The 16,006-nt window shown below is 71.7% G+C and carries 13 protein-coding genes and 1 pseudogene; 5 read left to right on the forward strand and 9 right to left on the reverse strand.

Annotation, left to right across the window (positions count from 1 at the left end; all coding sequences use genetic code 11):
- Positions 1 to 151: 151 nt before the first annotated feature.
- Both ACZ4SA_RS16445 and ACZ4SA_RS16450 read left to right on the forward strand, forming a co-directional pair.
- The gene (locus ACZ4SA_RS16445) at positions 152 to 928 is read left to right on the forward strand and encodes a helix-turn-helix domain-containing protein (RefSeq protein WP_468274683.1); all 777 of its coding nucleotides are present in this window, start codon (positions 152 to 154) and stop codon (positions 926 to 928) included.
- Positions 929 to 944: 16 nt separating this feature from the next.
- Positions 945 to 1,328 (forward strand): annotated as a pseudogene (locus ACZ4SA_RS16450) (GOLPH3/VPS74 family protein); the annotation flags it as partial.
- A 146-nt stretch (positions 1,329 to 1,474) separates the two neighbouring features.
- Here ACZ4SA_RS16450 and ACZ4SA_RS16455 read toward each other — a convergent pair.
- The 6 genes from ACZ4SA_RS16455 to ACZ4SA_RS16480 form a co-directional block, all read right to left on the reverse strand.
- On the reverse strand, positions 1,475 to 2,857 hold the full coding sequence (locus ACZ4SA_RS16455) for a B12-binding domain-containing radical SAM protein (protein WP_468274685.1): 1,383 nt from the start codon (positions 2,855 to 2,857) through the stop codon (positions 1,475 to 1,477).
- Positions 2,858 to 2,992: 135 nt separating this feature from the next.
- The gene (locus tag ACZ4SA_RS16460) at positions 2,993 to 3,982 is read right to left on the reverse strand and encodes a malate dehydrogenase (RefSeq protein ID WP_468274687.1); all 990 of its coding nucleotides are present in this window, start codon (positions 3,980 to 3,982) and stop codon (positions 2,993 to 2,995) included.
- Between the two features lie 202 nt (positions 3,983 to 4,184).
- Positions 4,185 to 5,234, reverse strand: coding sequence for a helix-turn-helix domain-containing protein (locus tag ACZ4SA_RS16465; protein ID WP_468274689.1), 1,050 nt, complete (start codon positions 5,232 to 5,234; stop codon positions 4,185 to 4,187).
- Positions 5,235 to 5,471: 237 nt separating this feature from the next.
- Positions 5,472 to 6,701, reverse strand: coding sequence for an NADP-dependent isocitrate dehydrogenase (locus tag ACZ4SA_RS16470; protein ID WP_468274692.1), 1,230 nt, complete (start codon positions 6,699 to 6,701; stop codon positions 5,472 to 5,474).
- 178 nt (positions 6,702 to 6,879) lie between these two features.
- Positions 6,880 to 7,668, reverse strand: coding sequence for a DUF3017 domain-containing protein (locus ACZ4SA_RS16475; protein WP_468274694.1), 789 nt, complete (start codon positions 7,666 to 7,668; stop codon positions 6,880 to 6,882).
- A 12-nt stretch (positions 7,669 to 7,680) separates the two neighbouring features.
- Positions 7,681 to 8,550: a bifunctional methylenetetrahydrofolate dehydrogenase/methenyltetrahydrofolate cyclohydrolase gene (locus ACZ4SA_RS16480; RefSeq protein WP_468274697.1), complete on the reverse strand. Its 870-nt coding sequence runs from the start codon at positions 8,548 to 8,550 to the stop codon at positions 7,681 to 7,683.
- Positions 8,551 to 8,808: 258 nt separating this feature from the next.
- Here ACZ4SA_RS16480 and ACZ4SA_RS16485 point away from each other — a divergent pair, with 258 nt between their 5' ends.
- The gene (locus ACZ4SA_RS16485; protein WP_468274699.1) at positions 8,809 to 9,339 is read left to right on the forward strand and encodes a hypothetical protein; all 531 of its coding nucleotides are present in this window, start codon (positions 8,809 to 8,811) and stop codon (positions 9,337 to 9,339) included.
- Between the two features lie 157 nt (positions 9,340 to 9,496).
- On the opposite strand, the gene purH is transcribed toward ACZ4SA_RS16485, so the two are convergent.
- Together purH and purN are read right to left on the reverse strand one after the other, a co-directional pair.
- Positions 9,497 to 11,059, reverse strand: coding sequence for a bifunctional phosphoribosylaminoimidazolecarboxamide formyltransferase/IMP cyclohydrolase (purH, locus tag ACZ4SA_RS16490; RefSeq protein WP_468274702.1), 1,563 nt, complete (start codon positions 11,057 to 11,059; stop codon positions 9,497 to 9,499).
- A complete protein-coding gene (purN, locus tag ACZ4SA_RS16495) occupies positions 11,056 to 11,679 on the reverse strand; it encodes a phosphoribosylglycinamide formyltransferase (protein WP_468274704.1) in 624 nt (207 codons plus the stop codon). Before purN ends, purH begins: the two co-directional genes overlap by 4 nt.
- Positions 11,680 to 11,914: 235 nt before the next feature.
- On the opposite strand from purN, the gene ACZ4SA_RS16500 reads away from it, so the two are divergent.
- Positions 11,915 to 12,721, forward strand: a complete 807-nt coding sequence (locus ACZ4SA_RS16500; protein ID WP_468274707.1) for a hypothetical protein — start codon at positions 11,915 to 11,917, stop codon at positions 12,719 to 12,721.
- Positions 12,722 to 12,776: 55 nt separating this feature from the next.
- Here the strand turns inward: ACZ4SA_RS16500 and ACZ4SA_RS16505 are convergent, their stop codons facing one another.
- Complete coding sequence (locus ACZ4SA_RS16505; protein ID WP_468274709.1) at positions 12,777 to 14,540, reverse strand: cell division protein PerM; 1,764 nt, start codon at positions 14,538 to 14,540, stop codon at positions 12,777 to 12,779.
- Between the two features lie 128 nt (positions 14,541 to 14,668).
- On the opposite strand from ACZ4SA_RS16505, the gene ACZ4SA_RS16510 reads away from it, so the two are divergent.
- Positions 14,669 to 15,832: a sigma factor-like helix-turn-helix DNA-binding protein gene (locus ACZ4SA_RS16510; RefSeq protein WP_468274712.1), complete on the forward strand. Its 1,164-nt coding sequence runs from the start codon at positions 14,669 to 14,671 to the stop codon at positions 15,830 to 15,832.
- Positions 15,833 to 16,006 lie beyond the last annotated feature (174 nt).

The raw sequence follows: 16,006 nt of genomic DNA on the forward strand, positions 1-16,006 counted from the left end.
AACTCCCCTCATCACCCGATCCGGTGACGGAGTGGCATATGTCGGGAGCGGCACGGTACGTTCGCCGCAACAACACCACACAGAAACGGCCCCCGGCGGGACGGCAATCCCGGTCCGAGGGCCTGTTCATCAGGAAGCAAGGACCTTCCCAATGACCTCAGCGCAGTCTATCGCGCCCCTTTCGCGTGGCGTGGTGCATGTGCGGCACCACCACAAGGACAACTTCACGGTGGTCGGCAACCACCTCGCCCAGCACAAGAGCCTGTCCGCCGCCGCCCGTGGCGTCGCGCTCTACATCCAGTCCGTCAAGGACGGCGCGAAGGTCTCCATCGAGGCCCTGGCCGACGAGTTCCCCGACAGCCCCGACCGCCTCGCCAAGGCGCTCAGGGAACTGGAGGCCACCGGCTATCTGCGGCGTCTCAAGCACCGCGCCCCCGGGCAGCGCATCGGCACCCGGACCACGTACTACGAGTGCCCCGGCGCCGAGCCCGAACCCCGGGCGCCCCTGCGGCGCGTGAGCCTGGTCAAACGAGCACCGGCCACCCGCAAACCCCCTCTGCCGAGCCTCGGCGAACTACTTCACCAGCCCGCCGCGCAGCTCCTCGCCGGGCTGCGGTCACTCGACTCCCGTCTGACGCTCTCCGTCCGGGACATCGCCGACCTGGTCCCGGCCGTCACGGCGTGGCTGGACCGCGACGTACCCGGGCCGCAGGTCGCCCGTACGCTCGCCGCCGCTCTGCCCGCAGGCACCTTGCACCGGCCGTCCCGGCTCCTCGCGTACCGCCTCGAGAACTGGCTGCCACCCGAGCTGCCGAAGCCCGCCGCGGCAGTGGGGACCGTCCCGCTCCAGGAGTGCGAGGGCTGCGCCCGCCCGTTCAGGTCGACGGCTCCCGGCACCTGCCGTGACTGCCGCCCGCACACGAATTGAGGTATTCAAAGACTCCAAGGCCGTCGGCGCCACGATCGACAGCCTGCGCGAGCGTGGCCTGGTGGCCGAGGAGCAGCACAAGGTGCTGGGCCTGTTCCCGGTGCGGCGCTACCCGGAGGCGGACGGCTCGACCGAGCGCGAGCTGCGCGAGCGCCTGACGGCCGTCGTCCTCCACGACGCCACTCCTGACGACCGCACAGCCGGCCTGGTCACACTGATCCACTCCGCCAAGCTGCACCGCCTCGCGTTCTCCGACCTCCCGCGCAAGCAGGTCGTCCCGCGCATGATGGAGATCGCGGACGGCCAGTGGGCGGGCGAGAGCGTACGCGAGGCGATCCGCAACATGCAGGCCGCGATGGTCGCCGTCACGGTGGCGTCGACGGTCGCCGTCGCGGGCTGAGGCTGCCCGAGGCCAGAGCGCTCGGTAAGGCGGACGCCCCTGCGAACCCCGTGGGTGCGGCCGCCGGACCGGTCGGCCGCTGCGGACCGCCGCTGAACGGCCCCCCGGGTGTGCGAGCCCCTCGGCTGCCGGTCGTGCCCGCCCGTTCACCCCGCCCTGCGCCCTCCGAACGCCGCCAGCGTCCGCTCCAGCACCGGCATCGCACGCACCACACGCCTGGAACGGATCAGCGCGTCCCACGCGGGCTCGAACTTCTTCCAGCCGCCCGCGTACGCGAGATGGCGCAGGCGCTCGTGCGTGCCCGGCTGGGCGGAGGCGCCGCGCCAGATGTTGGACCAGCGGTAGAAGTCGCGGTACGCGCGCCAGTAGCCGTCCTCCAGTTCCTTCGGGGTCATGCCCTTGGGGCGGTAGACGACATGGCGCGTGTCGTAGAGGTCCCAGTCGCGGTGCTCGATCCGGTCCTCCGCCACCATCTGCTTCCACAGTCCGGTGGACGGATACGGCGTCATGATGTGGAACGTCGCCGTCTCGATGCCCTGCTCAACAGCCCACTCCACCGTGCGGTCGAAAACGTCCGGACCGTCCTGGTCGAGACCGAAGACGAAGCTGGCGTTGACCATGACGCCCGCGTCGTGCAGGCGGCGGACCGCCGCGCCGTAGTCCCTGCCGATGTTCTGGTTCTTGCGCCGCTCCGCGAGATTCGCGTCGTTGACGGTCTCGAAGCCCACGAACAGACTGCGCAGACCCGCGTCCACCGCCCGCTCCAACAGGCCGGGCTGCAGGACGGAGTTGACCGTCCCGGCGGCCTGCCAGAGACGGCCCATTCCCTTCATCCCGTCGAACAGGGCCTCGGCGAAACGGCGATTGCCCAGCAGATGGTCGTCGAGGAAGTAGAGATGGCGGCCCGGCAGGCGGTCGATCTCGGAGAGGGCGTCGTCCACGGTCTGCGTGTAGAAGGACTTGCCGCCCTCGAAGAACGCGTCCTTGTAGCAGAAGTCGCAGTGGTGCGGGCAACCGCGCGAGACGACGATCGAGTTGGGCACCAGGTACAGGTGACGCTTGATCAGGTCGCGGCGGACGGGCGGCAGGCCGACGAGTGTGCGCTGCGCCGTGGAGTCGTAGCGTTTCGCGGGGACGCCGTCCCGGAAGTCCTTCAGGAAGAGCGGCCACTGCTCCTCCCCCGGTCCCGTGAAGATCGTGTCGGCGTGCGCGGCGGCCTCTTCCGGCAGTGAGGTGACGTGCAGCCCGCCCATCGCCACGTGCACGCCGCGTGCCCGGAAGTGGTCGGCTATCTCGTAGCTGCGGCGGGCGGAGGTGATGTAGGGCTGGAGGACGAGCAGGTCGGGGCTGGGCAGCGCCTCGATGTCGATGCGCTCGACGTGCTCGTCGTACAGCGTCACCTCGTCCGTGTCGTCCAAGTACCCGGCGAGGGTCGCGAGGCCGAGCGGCGGGAAGAGCGAGTACTTGATGGGGCGGAAGAGCGGACTGGTCGCTTCGGTCAGGGCCGGGAGGATCATCGTTACGCGCATGTGAACCGAGACCCGGAAACGCCGCGCTTCAGTTCCCGAACGTGTTCAATTCTTTCGCACGCCCGTCGCCTCCCGTCCTGAGCTGCCGAACGCCCCGGCCGCGCACGGCAGCCGGGGCGTACGGAACGGAGTGACTCAGATGAGGCCGAGCTCGCGGACCGCGGCGCGCTCCTCCTCGAGCTCCCGCACGGACGCGTCGATGCGGGTACGCGAGAACTCGTTGACGTCCAGGCCCTGGACGATCTCGTACTTGCCGTCCTTGCAGGTGACGGGGAAGGAGGAGATCAGGCCCTCCGGGACGCCGTAGGAGCCGTCCGACGGGATGCCCATGGAGGTCCAGTCGCCCTCGGCGGTGCCGTTGACCCACGTGTGGACGTGGTCGATGGCCGCGTTGGCGGCGGAGGCGGCCGAGGAGGCGCCACGGGCCTCGATGATCGCCGCGCCGCGCTTGGCGACGGTCGGGATGAAGGTGTCGGCCAGCCACGCCTCGTCGTTGACGGTCTCGGCGGCGTTTTTGCCGGCGATCTCCGCGTGGAAGATGTCCGGGTACTGGGTCGCCGAGTGGTTGCCCCAGATCGTCAGGCGCTTGATGTCGGAGACGGCGGCGCCGGTCTTGGCGGCCAGCTGCGAGATCGCGCGGTTGTGGTCGAGGCGGGTCATCGCCGTGAAGCGCTCGGCCGGTACGTCCGGGGCCGCGGCCTGGGCGATGAGGGCGTTGGTGTTGGCCGGGTTGCCGACGACGAGGACACGGATGTCGTCCGCGGCGTTGTCGTTGATGGCCTTGCCCTGCGGCTTGAAGATGCCGCCGTTGGCGGAGAGCAGGTCGCCGCGCTCCATGCCCTTGGTGCGCGGGCGGGCGCCGACGAGCAGGGCGACGTTGGCGCCGTCGAAGCCGACGTTCGGGTCGTCGGTGATCTCGATGCCCTTGAGCAGCGGGAAGGCGCAGTCCTCGAGCTCCATGGCGGTGCCCTCGGCGGCCTTGAGGCCCTGCGGGATCTCGAGCAGGCGCAGCTTGACCGGCACATCCGCGCCGAGCAGGTGGCCGGAGGCGATACGGAAGAGCAGCGCGTAGCCGATCTGGCCGGCCGCGCCGGTCACGGTGACGTTGACGGGAGTGCGGGTCATGGCGATCTCCGTAAGACAGCTGGCGGTGGGCAACTGTGCCCCTCGTGCGGGACCTCTCGTCCACGCCCGTGCTGAATCTTGACGTGAAGAGATTTCCAGCGGTCAGGCTATCCGACCCGGACGCGCGCAGTCCCCCGGCCCCTTGTGGCGCGGCTCACCGCGTCGCGCCACAAGGTCGTCACCGTGTGTGTCCCGCCCCGCGTCACTGCGGGGAAGTGCAGCCCTCCGTGCCCGTCTTGAGCGTGGCGCACGCCTTCGCGTCGGCCGGATCGGGGGCCGCCGCCATCGGCGTGTACGCGTCCTTGTCCGCGTCGACCAGCGCGCTCTCCGCGGCCTTGCCGCCGACGGCGATCTGCACCGAGTCCCCGGCATCCGCCTGGGTGATACGGGCCCAGGCCGCGCCGCAGACCTTGCTGTAGCGGACCTCGACCACCGCCTTGCCGACGGTCGCCGTGGAGACGGTCTTCGCATACTCGCCGCCGCAGCCCATGCTCTCCGGGTCCTGGCCGCCGCAGTCGGCGCCGTTGCACTTCACGCCGGCGGGCAACTGCGGGCTGCTGGTCGTGGGGGCGGCGGACCGTGTCGGCGCGGCCTGCCTGCCGTCGTCGCCGCCGTCGCCGCCGACCAGCAGCCAGACCCCGGCGCCCACGATGAGCACGCTGGCCACGGCGGCGGCGATGAACGGGGTCTTCCTGCGGCGCCTGGCGGGCGCGGCGGGAGCCGCGGGGGCGGGGGCGCCGTGCGGGGGCCGGCCGGTCTGCTGCGCCACGCGCTCCGGGGCCGGCCCGGCGGCGGGGCCGTGCGGCGCGCCGGCCATGGGCGGCCACCCGGAGCCGGACGGCCCGCTGCCGGGTCCAGAACGAGGACCGGTCGTGCCATGTGGGGGCGCTGCGGCGGGCGCGCCCCGGCCGGCGCTTCCCCCGAGCGCCTCGCGCGCCTGCGATATCCGTATCGCTTCCATCGTCATGTCGTGCCGCATCTCGGCACGGCTCCATGCGCGTTCGGCGAGTTCCCACATGGTGGTCACATGTATGGGGCTCGTGCCGGTCACCTCGGCGAGCGCGACGACGGCGCCCTTCGGTGCGAGGAGCCGCCCGTTGAGATAACGCTCCCAGGACGTCTTGCTGTACCCGGTGCGGTCCGAGACGGCCGCGATGCTCAGTCCGCTGCGGTCGACGAGCCCTCGCAGCTGGCCCATGAACTCGCGGACCTCCGGGTCCAGCCCCTCGGGCAATTCCTTCCAACGAGGCATTGGTACTTCCCCCTTGTCCCCCGAAGTGCTTTATATACCCCCGCGCAGCCGATGCGCCTCGGGTGCGGCCCCAGTCTCGCATCCGTAGCACGACGATCACACCATGGCGGAATGGTCACTTCCGTGCCACAGGCCACAGTCGTCCCTTGAACGCCTTTGGCGCGTCCATGACTCTTGAAGCACGACAGCGCCCGTCCTCCCTCGGGGGAGAGGACGGGCGCCGTCCGCGTCCCGGCGTCACAGCAGGCCGTGATCGGCCATCTTCTTCTGGAGGTTGGCGTCCAGGGTCTGCAGGAACTGCTCCGTGGTCTGCCACGGCTGGTTGGGGGAGATCAGCAGCGCCAGGTCCCTGGTCATCCGACCGCCCTCGACGGTCTCCACGCACACCTGCTCGAGTGCCTCCGCGAACCCGGTCACCTCAGGGGTCCCGTCCAGTCGGCCGCGGTGGGCGAGGCCACGGGTCCATGCATGGATCAGCGCGATCGGGTTGGTCGAGGTGTCCCGTCCCTGCTGGTGCTGACGGTAGTGCCGGGTGACCGTTCCGTGCGCCGCCTCCGCCTCGATCGTCCTGCCGTCAGGGGACACGAGGACGGAGGTCATCAGGCCGAGCGAGCCGAAGCCCTGCGCGACGATGTCCGACTGGACGTCGCCGTCGTAGTTCTTGCACGCCCAGACGTAGCCGCCTTCCCACTTGAGCGCGGCGGCCACCATGTCGTCGATCAGACGGTGCTCGTACGTCAGGCCGACACGGTCGAACTCCCCCTTGAACTCGGCGTCGAAGACCTCCTGGAAGATGTCCTTGAACCGGCCGTCGTACTTCTTGAGGATCGTGCTCTTCGTGGACATGTAGACGGGGTAGCCGCGGGCGAGGCCGTAGCGGAACGAGGCGCGCGCGAAGTCGCGGATCGACTCGTCGTGGTTGTACATGCCGAGCGCGACGCCGGGGCCGGGGAACCGGTGGACCTCGACCTCGATCGGGTCGGAGCCGTCCTGCGGGGCGAACGACATCGTCAGCGTGCCGGGCCCGGGCACCTTGAAGTCGGTGGCGCAGTACTGGTCGCCGAACGCGTGGCGGCCGACGACGATCGGCTTCGTCCAGCCCGGCACGAGCCGGGGCACGTTCCGCATGATGATCGGCTCACGGAAGATGACGCCGCCGAGGATGTTGCGGATGGTGCCGTTCGGCGAGCGGTACATCGCCTTGAGCCTGAACTCCTCGACCCGCGCCTCGTCGGGGGTGATCGTGGCGCACTTGACGCCGACACCGTGTTTCGCGATGGCGTTGGCGGCCTCGACGGTCACCTGGTCGCCGGTGGCATCGCGATGCTCGATGCCCAGGTCGAAGTACTTCAGCTCGACATCGAGGTACGGCAGGATCAGCTGTTCCTTGATGAACCGCCAGATGATGCGGGTCATCTCGTCACCGTCGAGTTCGACGACGGGGTTGACTACCTTGATCTTGGCCATCGGGTGAACGTCCCTCTCGCGCGTCGACCGGCCCACCGCCCCCGAGGGGACGAACCGGACCATCTCGGCATCAAGCTACTCGCGTGAGAGGGCGACACTCCGGATCCCGGCCGCCGGACCGGCCCCGAGACCTCTCGTTCGGACCCATGGCCTGTCGGCCTGATCCGGACGAGAGCCCTCAGCGCACGGTGAAACGAACCGCGTCCTCGAGGAACGGCACGTCGAGCCACGGCTTCGGCTGCGCCACCAGGGCGAGCAGAACGATCAGCGTGCCCAGCAGGCCGTACGTGATCATGTCCGTGAAGCGCGAGCGGACGGCGAGCATGCCGACGGAGGGCGTGACACGCCGCAGCACGGCGCCGACGATCAGACCGGCGCCGATCAGGATCGTGCCGACCCGGAACGCGTCCGCGAAGGCGTCGGTGCCGATGATCAGCAGGCCGATACCGGTCAGGGTCAGGACGGTGAGCAGCGGCCACTGCCGCGCGGGCGCCGGCGCGTCCTTGGGCGCGGCCCGCCCACCGCCCTCGGGGCGCGCGGTGTCGCGCGTGACGGTCGGCGGGCGCCGCGAGCCCGCTTTGCGGCCGGCGTCGTCGTCGGACTCCGCGGCCCCGCCCTCGGGGCCGTCCTGTGCCACGTCCCCGGACGGCCCTTCCCCGGCACCTGAGTCGGGGCCGGGGCCCGTGCCGTTCAGCCACGCCCGGACCTCCTCCTCGGACGGCAGTTCCTCGTCCTCGGGGGTGCCGGAGTCCTTGGTCCCGGCGCCCTCGGCCGGCTCCGGACCGCTCACCTCCGCCGGGCCCTGTCCCCGCTCGTCGCCGGAGGCCGAGCCGTTCGCGCCCGCCCCTGCCCGGTCCTCAGCGCCCTGCGAGGAACCCTTGGAGGAGCCCTGCGCAGGGCCGGAGGCCGCAGCGCCGCCGGGCTCGGCCGCCTGCGGGGCCACGTCGTCGTTCGGGCGCACGTCCATGGGCCGGCCCCGTCAGACCGCGGGCTCGGCGGACGCCGCGCGCTCGGCAGCCTCGACCACGTTCACCAGCAGTTGCGCCCGCGTCATCGGGCCGACACCGCCCGGGTTCGGCGCGACCCAGCCGGCCACCTCCGCGACCCCGGGGTGCACATCGCCGACGATCTTGCCGTGCTCGTCACGGCTGACGCCGACATCGAGGACGGCGGCGCCCGGCTTGACGTCCTCGGGCTTGATCAGGTGCGGCACACCGGCCGCCGCGACGATGATGTCGGCCTGCCGGAGATGGGCGGAGAGGTCACGCGTACCGGTGTGACACTGCGTGACCGTCGCGTTCTCGGACTTGCGGGTGAGCACCAGCGGCATCGGCCGCCCGATGGTGATGCCCCGGCCGACGACCACCACGTTCGCGCCCTTGATCTCCACTCCGTGGTGACGCAGCAGCTGGACGATGCCGTACGGGGTGCACGGCAGCGGGCCCTCGACGCCGAGCACGAGCTTGCCGAGGCTCATCGGGTGCAGCCCGTCCGCGTCCTTGGCCGGATCCATGAGCTCCAGGACCCGGTTTGCGTCGATGCCCCTGGGAAGCGGGAGTTGGACGATGTACCCGGTGCACTCGGGGTTCTCGTTGAGCTCCCGTACGACCGCCTCGATCTCCTCCTGCGTGGCGGTGTCGGGCAGTTCGCGCTGGATCGAGGCGATGCCGACCTGCGCGCAGTCGCGGTGCTTGCCGTTGACGTACCAGCGGCTTCCCGGGTCGTCCCCGACGAGGAGGGTCCCGAGCCCGGGGATGACACCCCGCTCCTTGAGGGCCGCCACGCGGGCGGTCAGCTCGGACTTGATCGCGGCTGCGGTGGCCTTGCCATCGAGAATCTGGGCAGTCATGCACCCATCCTCGCGGATGACCCCTCCCCGGTTCCAATCCGGCCCACAGGGCGGGCACCGCCCCGGCGGAGGCCCGCAGGCACAACAGGTTGCACTTGCACAACACCTACGTATACCGACTGGACAAAAAGTCGACGTTGATACGACGATGAGCCGCGCAGTGCCGCGGGCAGTGCCGGGGGGCAAAAGATATCGACAGTCGTGCAGTTCCTCCGCTCCGACCGCGTCGTCCCCGCACTTTCAACGGAGGAATCCCGCATGAGCTTCGGCGACCCGAACAACCCCTACGGCCAGCAGCAGGGCCAGCAGCCCGGCTACGGCTACCCCCAGGCCCCGCCGGTCCAGCAGCCCTACGGCGGCGGCTACCCGGCCGGTCCGGTGGAGATGCCGGGCATCACCAAGGCCGCCCGCATCTTTCTCTACGTCATCGTCGTCTGCCAGCTCGCGGTCGCCGCTCTCTACGGCTACACGATCTCGGAGTTCGACAAGGCCGCGGCCGACCTGAACGGCACCGAGAGCGAAGCGTTCGCCGACCTCGGCAAGGGTGTGCTCGGTTTCCTTCTGGTGCTCTCCCTGGTCTTCGCCGCGCTGGGCCTGGTCCTCGCGCTGAAGTACGCCAGCGGCGCCAACGGCGTCCGCGTCTGCTCGATCGTCTACGGCGCCTTCGCCATCATCAGCGGCATCTTCACCATCCCGATCGGCCTGATCACGCTGATCGTGGCGATCCTGCTGATCGTGTTCGCGTCCAAGAGCGCGACCGCCGACTGGTTCAAGCGCCCGCGTCACTGACCTCGTGGCGTTCTGAAGGCCGTGACCCCCGCACCGGCGGGTTCACGGCCTTCGGCCTTACCGGCCCCGGTTTCGTGGGCGAGTTGGGCAGGGCGATCGCCGCGTCAGGCACGCCGACGGCCCGCCGGTTTCCGACCGGCGGGCCGTCTTCGCGCGCTCAGTGGAAGAAGTGGCGCGTCCCCGTGAAGTACATCGTCACGCCGGCCTTCTTCGCGGCCTCCACGACCAGCTCGTCGCGGACCGAACCGCCCGGCTGCACCACGGCCTTGACGCCCGCGGCGGTCAGGATCTCCAGCCCGTCCGGGAACGGGAAGAACGCGTCCGACGCGGCGTAGGAGCCTCGCGCCCGCTCCTCGCCGGCCCGCTCGACCGCGAGCTTCGCGGAGTCGACGCGGTTGACCTGGCCCATGCCGACGCCCACCGAGGCGCCGTCCTTGGCGAGCAGGATCGCGTTCGACTTCACCGCGCGGCAGGCCCTCCAGGCGAAGGCCAGGTCGGCAAGCTCCTCGGCGGACAGTGCCTCACCGGTCGCCAGCGTCCAGTTCGCCGGGTCGTCGCCGTCGGCCCGCAGGCGATCGGTGACCTGGAGCAGCGCGCCGCCGTCGATGGGCTTGATCTCGACCGGGTTCACCGGGGCGCCCTCGGCGCGCAGTACCCGGATGTTCTTCTTCTTGGCCAGGACCTCGACCGCGCCGTCCTCGTAGCCGGGCGCGACGATCACCTCGGTGAAGATCTCGGCGACCTGCTCGGCCATCGCCACGGACACCGGGCGGTTGACCGCGATCACACCGCCGAACGCGGACAGCGGGTCGCAGGCGTGCGCCCTGCGGTGCGCCTCCGCGACGTCCGCGCCGATCGCGATGCCGCACGGGTTGGCGTGCTTGATGATCGCGACGCACGGCTCGACGTGGTCGTACGCGGCACGACGGGCGGCGTCGGTGTCCGTGTAGTTGTTGTACGACATCTCCTTGCCGTGCAGCTGCTCGGCCTGCGCCAGTCCGCCGCTGCCGGAGGTGTAGAGCGCGGCGGGCTGGTGCGGGTTCTCTCCGTAGCGCAGCACGTTCTCGCGCTCCCACGTGGCACCGAGGAAGTCAGGGAACTCCGACTCGTCGGCGGGGGCGTAGGACGAGGCGAACCAGGAGGCCACGGCCACGTCGTACGCGGCGGTGTGCTGGAACGCCTCTGCCGCGAGCCGCTTGCGCGCCGCCAGGTCGAAGCCGCCGTCGTTGACCGCGGACAGCACGTCCGCGTACCGGGCGGGGCTGGTGACGACCGCGACCGAGGGGTGGTTCTTGGCGGCGGCGCGGACCATGGAGGGGCCGCCGATGTCGATCTGCTCGACGCACTCGTCCGGACCGGCACCGGAGGCGACCGTTTCCTTGAACGGGTACAGGTTCACGACGACCAGTTGGAAGGGCTCGACGCCCAGCTCGACGAGCTGGCTGCGATGGTCCTCCAGCCGCAGGTCGGCGAGGATGCCGGCGTGCACGCGCGGGTGCAGCGTCTTGACCCGGCCGTCCAGGCACTCCGGGAAGCCGGTCAGCTCCTCGACCTTGGTCACCGGCAGGCCGGCGGCGGCGATCTTCGAGGCGGTGGAGCCGGTCGAGACGAGTTCGACGCCCGCCTCGTGCAGGCCGCGGGCGAGGTCCTCGAGCCCCGTCTTGTCGTAGACGCTGACCAGCGCGCGACGGATGGGCCGCTTCATGGGTTCGGCGGTCACGGGATAATTACCTTTCGTCCCTCAATGCGGTAGCCGTTACGGGCCAGGCGCCCCACGACATCGACGAGCAGCCTTCGCTCGACTTCCTTGATGCGCTCATGAAGAGCGTCGCCACCGTCTGCGTAGTCCGCGTCCCGGACCTCGACCACGCCCTGCGCGATGATCGGCCCGGTGTCGACGCCGTCGTCGACGAAGTGGACGGTGCACCCGGTGACCCTGACGCCGTACGCGAGTGCGTCGCGCACGCCGTGGGCTCCGGGGAAGCTGGGCAGCAGGGCGGGGTGGGTGTTCACGAACCGCCCTCCGAAGCGCGCGAGGAACTCCTTCCCCACGATCTTCATGAAACCGGCCGACACCACGAGGTCCGGCTCGTACGCGGCGGTGGCCTCGGTGAGCGCCGCGTCCCACTCCTCGCGGGTCGCGTAGTCCTTCACCCGGCAGACGAAGGTCGGCACGCCCGCGCGCTCCGCGCGCTCGAGGCCGGCGATGCCCGCCCTGTCGGCGCCCACGGCGACGATCCGCGCCCCGAATCCGTCCGGATCGGCGGCGATCGCGTCGAGGAGGGCCTGAAGGTTCGTCCCTGACCCGGAGACCAGGACGACGAGGCGGGCGGCAGCCACAGAGGGACTCTTTTCGCGTTACGGTGCGGCATACGGTGCGACTTTGTGCGGTCGTACGAACGAGTCGCATCCCCGGATACGGGGAACTCTACGAAGGGGTCGACCGTCAGCAACGATACCGGCACACAGAACGGCCCCCACGGGACGGGGGCGTGGCCGGAAGGTAGCGTCTGGGGGCAGAGCCCGCGCCAGACGGGCCCGATCACGGGCATGACGAGGGGAAGACGTTCACCAGATGCCGGACCGACGCCGCCGTACGGACCTCCTGTTGCCGCGGGAGCGCCAGTCCACGGACGACAACAACCCCTTCGCGCCGCCGCCGGAGGGCCGGCCGGACCAGCCGTGGCAGCCGCGCCACCCGTCGCCGAGCGACGACTCGTCCTCGAACGACCCGTCCGGCTCGTCCGGCTCGTCCGGCTCACCCGACTCACCCGACGGAGGCAACTCCGGCTCGGGCTCCGGCTGGGGCAGCCAGTGGAGCAGCCGCCAGCCGGGCCGTTCCTCGGGCGGCTTCGGCGGCCGCCCCGGCTCTGACGGGAGCGGCGGCTCCGGCCGGCAGCCGGGCGGCCCGGGCGGCCTGCGCTGGGACCCGACCGACCCCGCCCAGCGGCGGGCACGGTACGCCCTGCTGTCGGGCATGTGGGCGTTCTTCTTCGCGGTCTTCGACTTCTCCGAGATCGCTCTGCTGCTGGGCGCCCTCGCGCTGTACTGGGGCATCAGCTCCCTGCGGGCCAAGCCCCAGCGCCGGGTGTCCGCCGACGCCCTGACGACGGGCGGCACCCCGCCGCACGCCCCGCCCCGGCCGCCGCACGCCCCCGCGTCCGCCCCCACGGCCGGCGGCAAGCCGCAGATCACCTCGGCCGTGAGCGGGCTGGTGATGGCGAGCATCGCGCTGCTGATCGTGGCGGCCTCGTTCACGGCGCAGCTCGTCTACCGCGACTACTACACCTGCGTGAACGACGCCCTGACGAAGTCGGGTCAGCTGGCCTGCAACGAGGAACTCCCGAAGCCCCTGCGCGGCATCCTTGGCGTCAAGGAGTAGCACGCCCGCATCGCGTTTCTCGTGACGCCGCGACGGACTCCGGTCCGTCGCGGCGTCACGTGGTTCCGGGGGGAGCATCCGAAGGAGCGGGTACGGCCGGAGGTGCCGGAGCATCCAGATCTGCTGCGTGCGGCGGTGCGGGTGCGGGACCGTCCGCGGGTGCCGGCTCGTCCAGGTCTGCGGGCGCGTCCGCGCATGCGGGACCGTCCGCAGGTGTGGGTGTGGGTGCGGGTACCGGCTCGTCCGGTTCCTCAACGGCCTCCTCCGGAGGCACCGGCGCGGTCTCGTCCGGTTCCGCCCGGGCGGCCTCCGGCATCGGCGGGAAGTCCGGCACGCGGTCCCCCTCCTTCAGCGCCGCCCAGCGGGTTCCGCCAGGCCCGGACTCGGGCCAGGTGTCCAGCGGCAGGAAGTCGTACGGCTCGAACTCGTCGTCGTCGAGGTCCGGGTCCGACGGCTGTCCGGAGTCGTCCGCCCGCACTGCCGAAGCCGGCGCAGCCCCCTCCGCCTCCGTGTGGTCGCGCCGCAGCAGTCCACGCCACCACCCGTGGCCCGACCTCAGCCGCCACGCCCGCAGGGCCAGGGCCAGCGGGACCCCCAGGACGGCCGTCCAGACCAGTGCCGCCGGGCCGGCGAGCCACCACACCGGCCCGAACTCGGCGAGGCGGCCGGTGCCCAGTGGTCCTCCCGAAGCCGCGGCGAGCACGGCCACGGCGACCCCGCAGCCGACCGAGCCCAGCAGCGCGGCGAGCGCGGTCCCGCCGGGGCGCCAAGCCGTCTCGCGCTCCCCGTACCGCGGTGCCGCCGTCCCCACCGTGAACCATGCGATCACCGCGGCCGCGGCGACCGGCACCGCCGTCGCCGCCCAGTTCAGTGGCGTGCCCGGCCCGTGCGCCGGCACCGCCGCCAGCAAGGGGAATTCGGGCAGCGCGGGCGACCCGGTCAGGGCGAGCGGCGTGGCCGTCGCGCCCGTACCGAGTGCGAAGCCGGGGCCGAGTCCGTATGCCGCGCCCCACACCGCCGCGTTCGGCACGAGCGCCAGCGTCAGCAGCACCAGCGCCGCCTGTCCCGACCACTCCCCCGACAGCCCCAGGAGGGACTCCTGGACCGCCTTCCCGTGCCAGACCGTGGAGACGGTGACGAGCACCGCGCCGCCGGCGAGCAGCGCCAGCGTCCCGGCGGCGGCGGACCGGAGCGCGACATGCGCGCGTGTGCGGGCGAGGGGGACCCGCAGCCACTGCGGCGTCCGCTCCGGGAGCGGGCCGAGCGGCCGGCCGCTCGCGGTCCAGGCGCCGAAGCCCGCCGCCGCGAGGGTCACCAGCGGCAGATGAGCCAGGGCGCTCAGCGGATCCGCGGCCAGGGAGCCACCGGCGACGTAGAGCACGACGGGCGCGCCGACCATCACGTAGCCGCTGGTCACCATGGTGGGCGCGCCCCATGCGGAGGGCCTCGGCCGGCCTTCGCCGGGTTCCAGGGCGTCATGTGCCGCCCGGTGCGCCAGCCACGCGGGCAGGGCGACGAAGAGCAGCGGCACGATCCCCATCGGCGCGGGGACGCCGGAGAGCGTGTCCGCGCGTACGAGCTCCGTGCCGTGCGCGAGGAGCCACAGCGCCGCCGCCACGTGCAGCGCGTCGGCGGGACCGCTGCCCGGGAAGGGCGAGCTGATCCACATCACCATGACGAACACGCTGATCAGGCCGAGCCCGAGCCCTGCCGCCGTCGCGCCGCGCACGAAGGACGCGACCAGCGCGACCGACGTGCCGCCCTGCACGGCGACCTCGGCTTTCGGCATCGGGGGGCTCTGCTCGGTCACTTGGGTCACGCGGCCATGCTGCCAACGACACGCGCTTTATCCATGTAACGGGCCAATGGCCGATGTGTCGCACAAGATACGTTTATGTGTTTTTTCGCCCATTGCGGTGCCGCACAGAGCCCTCCATGGAGCCCTTCATGACAGAAAGCACCAGACGCTCCACGTCCGGCATCCCCCTGCCGCCCCCCGCGCAACGGCGCAGACTCCGGGATGCCCTGTGCCTGACCGAGGACGAGGTCGCGACGACGATCGGTGTCACCCGTGCGACGCTCCGGTCCTGGGAGACGGGCCGCACGAACCCCAGAGGCCGCAAGCGCGAGGCGTACTCACGACTGCTCGCCTCGTTCGAGGCCGAGCGCCCGGAACCCGCGCCGCCGCTGGTGCCGCGCCCCAAGCCGTCGGCCACCCCGCTCGGGGAACCGCCGCCCCGCCCGCCGGCCGCGGCACCGCACAGGGAACCGCCGCCCCGCCCGCCGGCCGCGGCCCCGTCCCGGCCCGTGACGACCGCAGAGGAGGCCTTCGACGAGCTGTACGCGTACGCCGCTCCCGGTCTCGTACACCAGACATACCTGCTGACCGGCCGCCGCCTGCTCTCCCAGGAGGCGGTCGAGCGCGCCTTCCACATCGCCTGGCAGCGCTGGCCGGAGGTGGCCAGGGACCGGGACCCGGCCGGCTGGGTGCGGACCGTCGCGTACGACTGCGCCATGTCCCCGTGGAACCGGCTGCGCGCCGTCCACCGGTACCCCGACGAGCCGCCCGAAGAGGCGTCCCGGCGCGAGGTGCTCGAGGCCTTGCAGGAACTCCCCCCTGCCTACCGCCGCACGCTGCTGCTCTACGACGGCCTGGGCCTGGACCTGCCCGAGACCGCCGCGGAGACGGAGGCCAGCACCCCGGCCACCGCCGGCCGTCTCCTGCACGCGCGCGAGGCAGTGGCCGAGCGGCTCCCTGAACTGGCGGACGCGGGTGCGCTGCAGAACCGGCTGTGGGAGCTCACCAGCACCGAACCCGTCCCCGTCATGACACCGGCGCAGGAGGTGCGCGGCAGCTGCGAGCGCCGGGCCGGGCTGTGGACGAGGTCGGTCGTGACGGCGACCGCGCTGATCGTGGCGGCGACCGCGTTCACGCTGGTCACAGCACCCCGGCAGTACGACCCGCCGATGTCCCCGGCCCAGCGGGTCGAGGACGTGCCGGGGCCGCAGCACGGCCCGCCGGTGATGACACCCAAGATCAAGCAGCTGCACGACAAGCTGCGTGCGAAGACGGCCGGCAAGCCCGATCGTCTTGTCCCGCTGCTGCGTTGACCGCCGCAGTGATCCGCGGCGCGCCAAGGCGCCCTTACGCGTAGTGGGGGGGGGGGGGGGGGGGGGGGGGGGGGGGGGAGGGGGGGGGGGGGTGGGGGGTGGGGGGGGGGGGGGGGGGGGGGGGTGGGGGGGTGGGGGGCTGTTTTGCCCGGTTGCAATAACAGCCCTCCCTCC

Source organism: Streptomyces sp. NPDC027962, assembly GCF_055566095.1.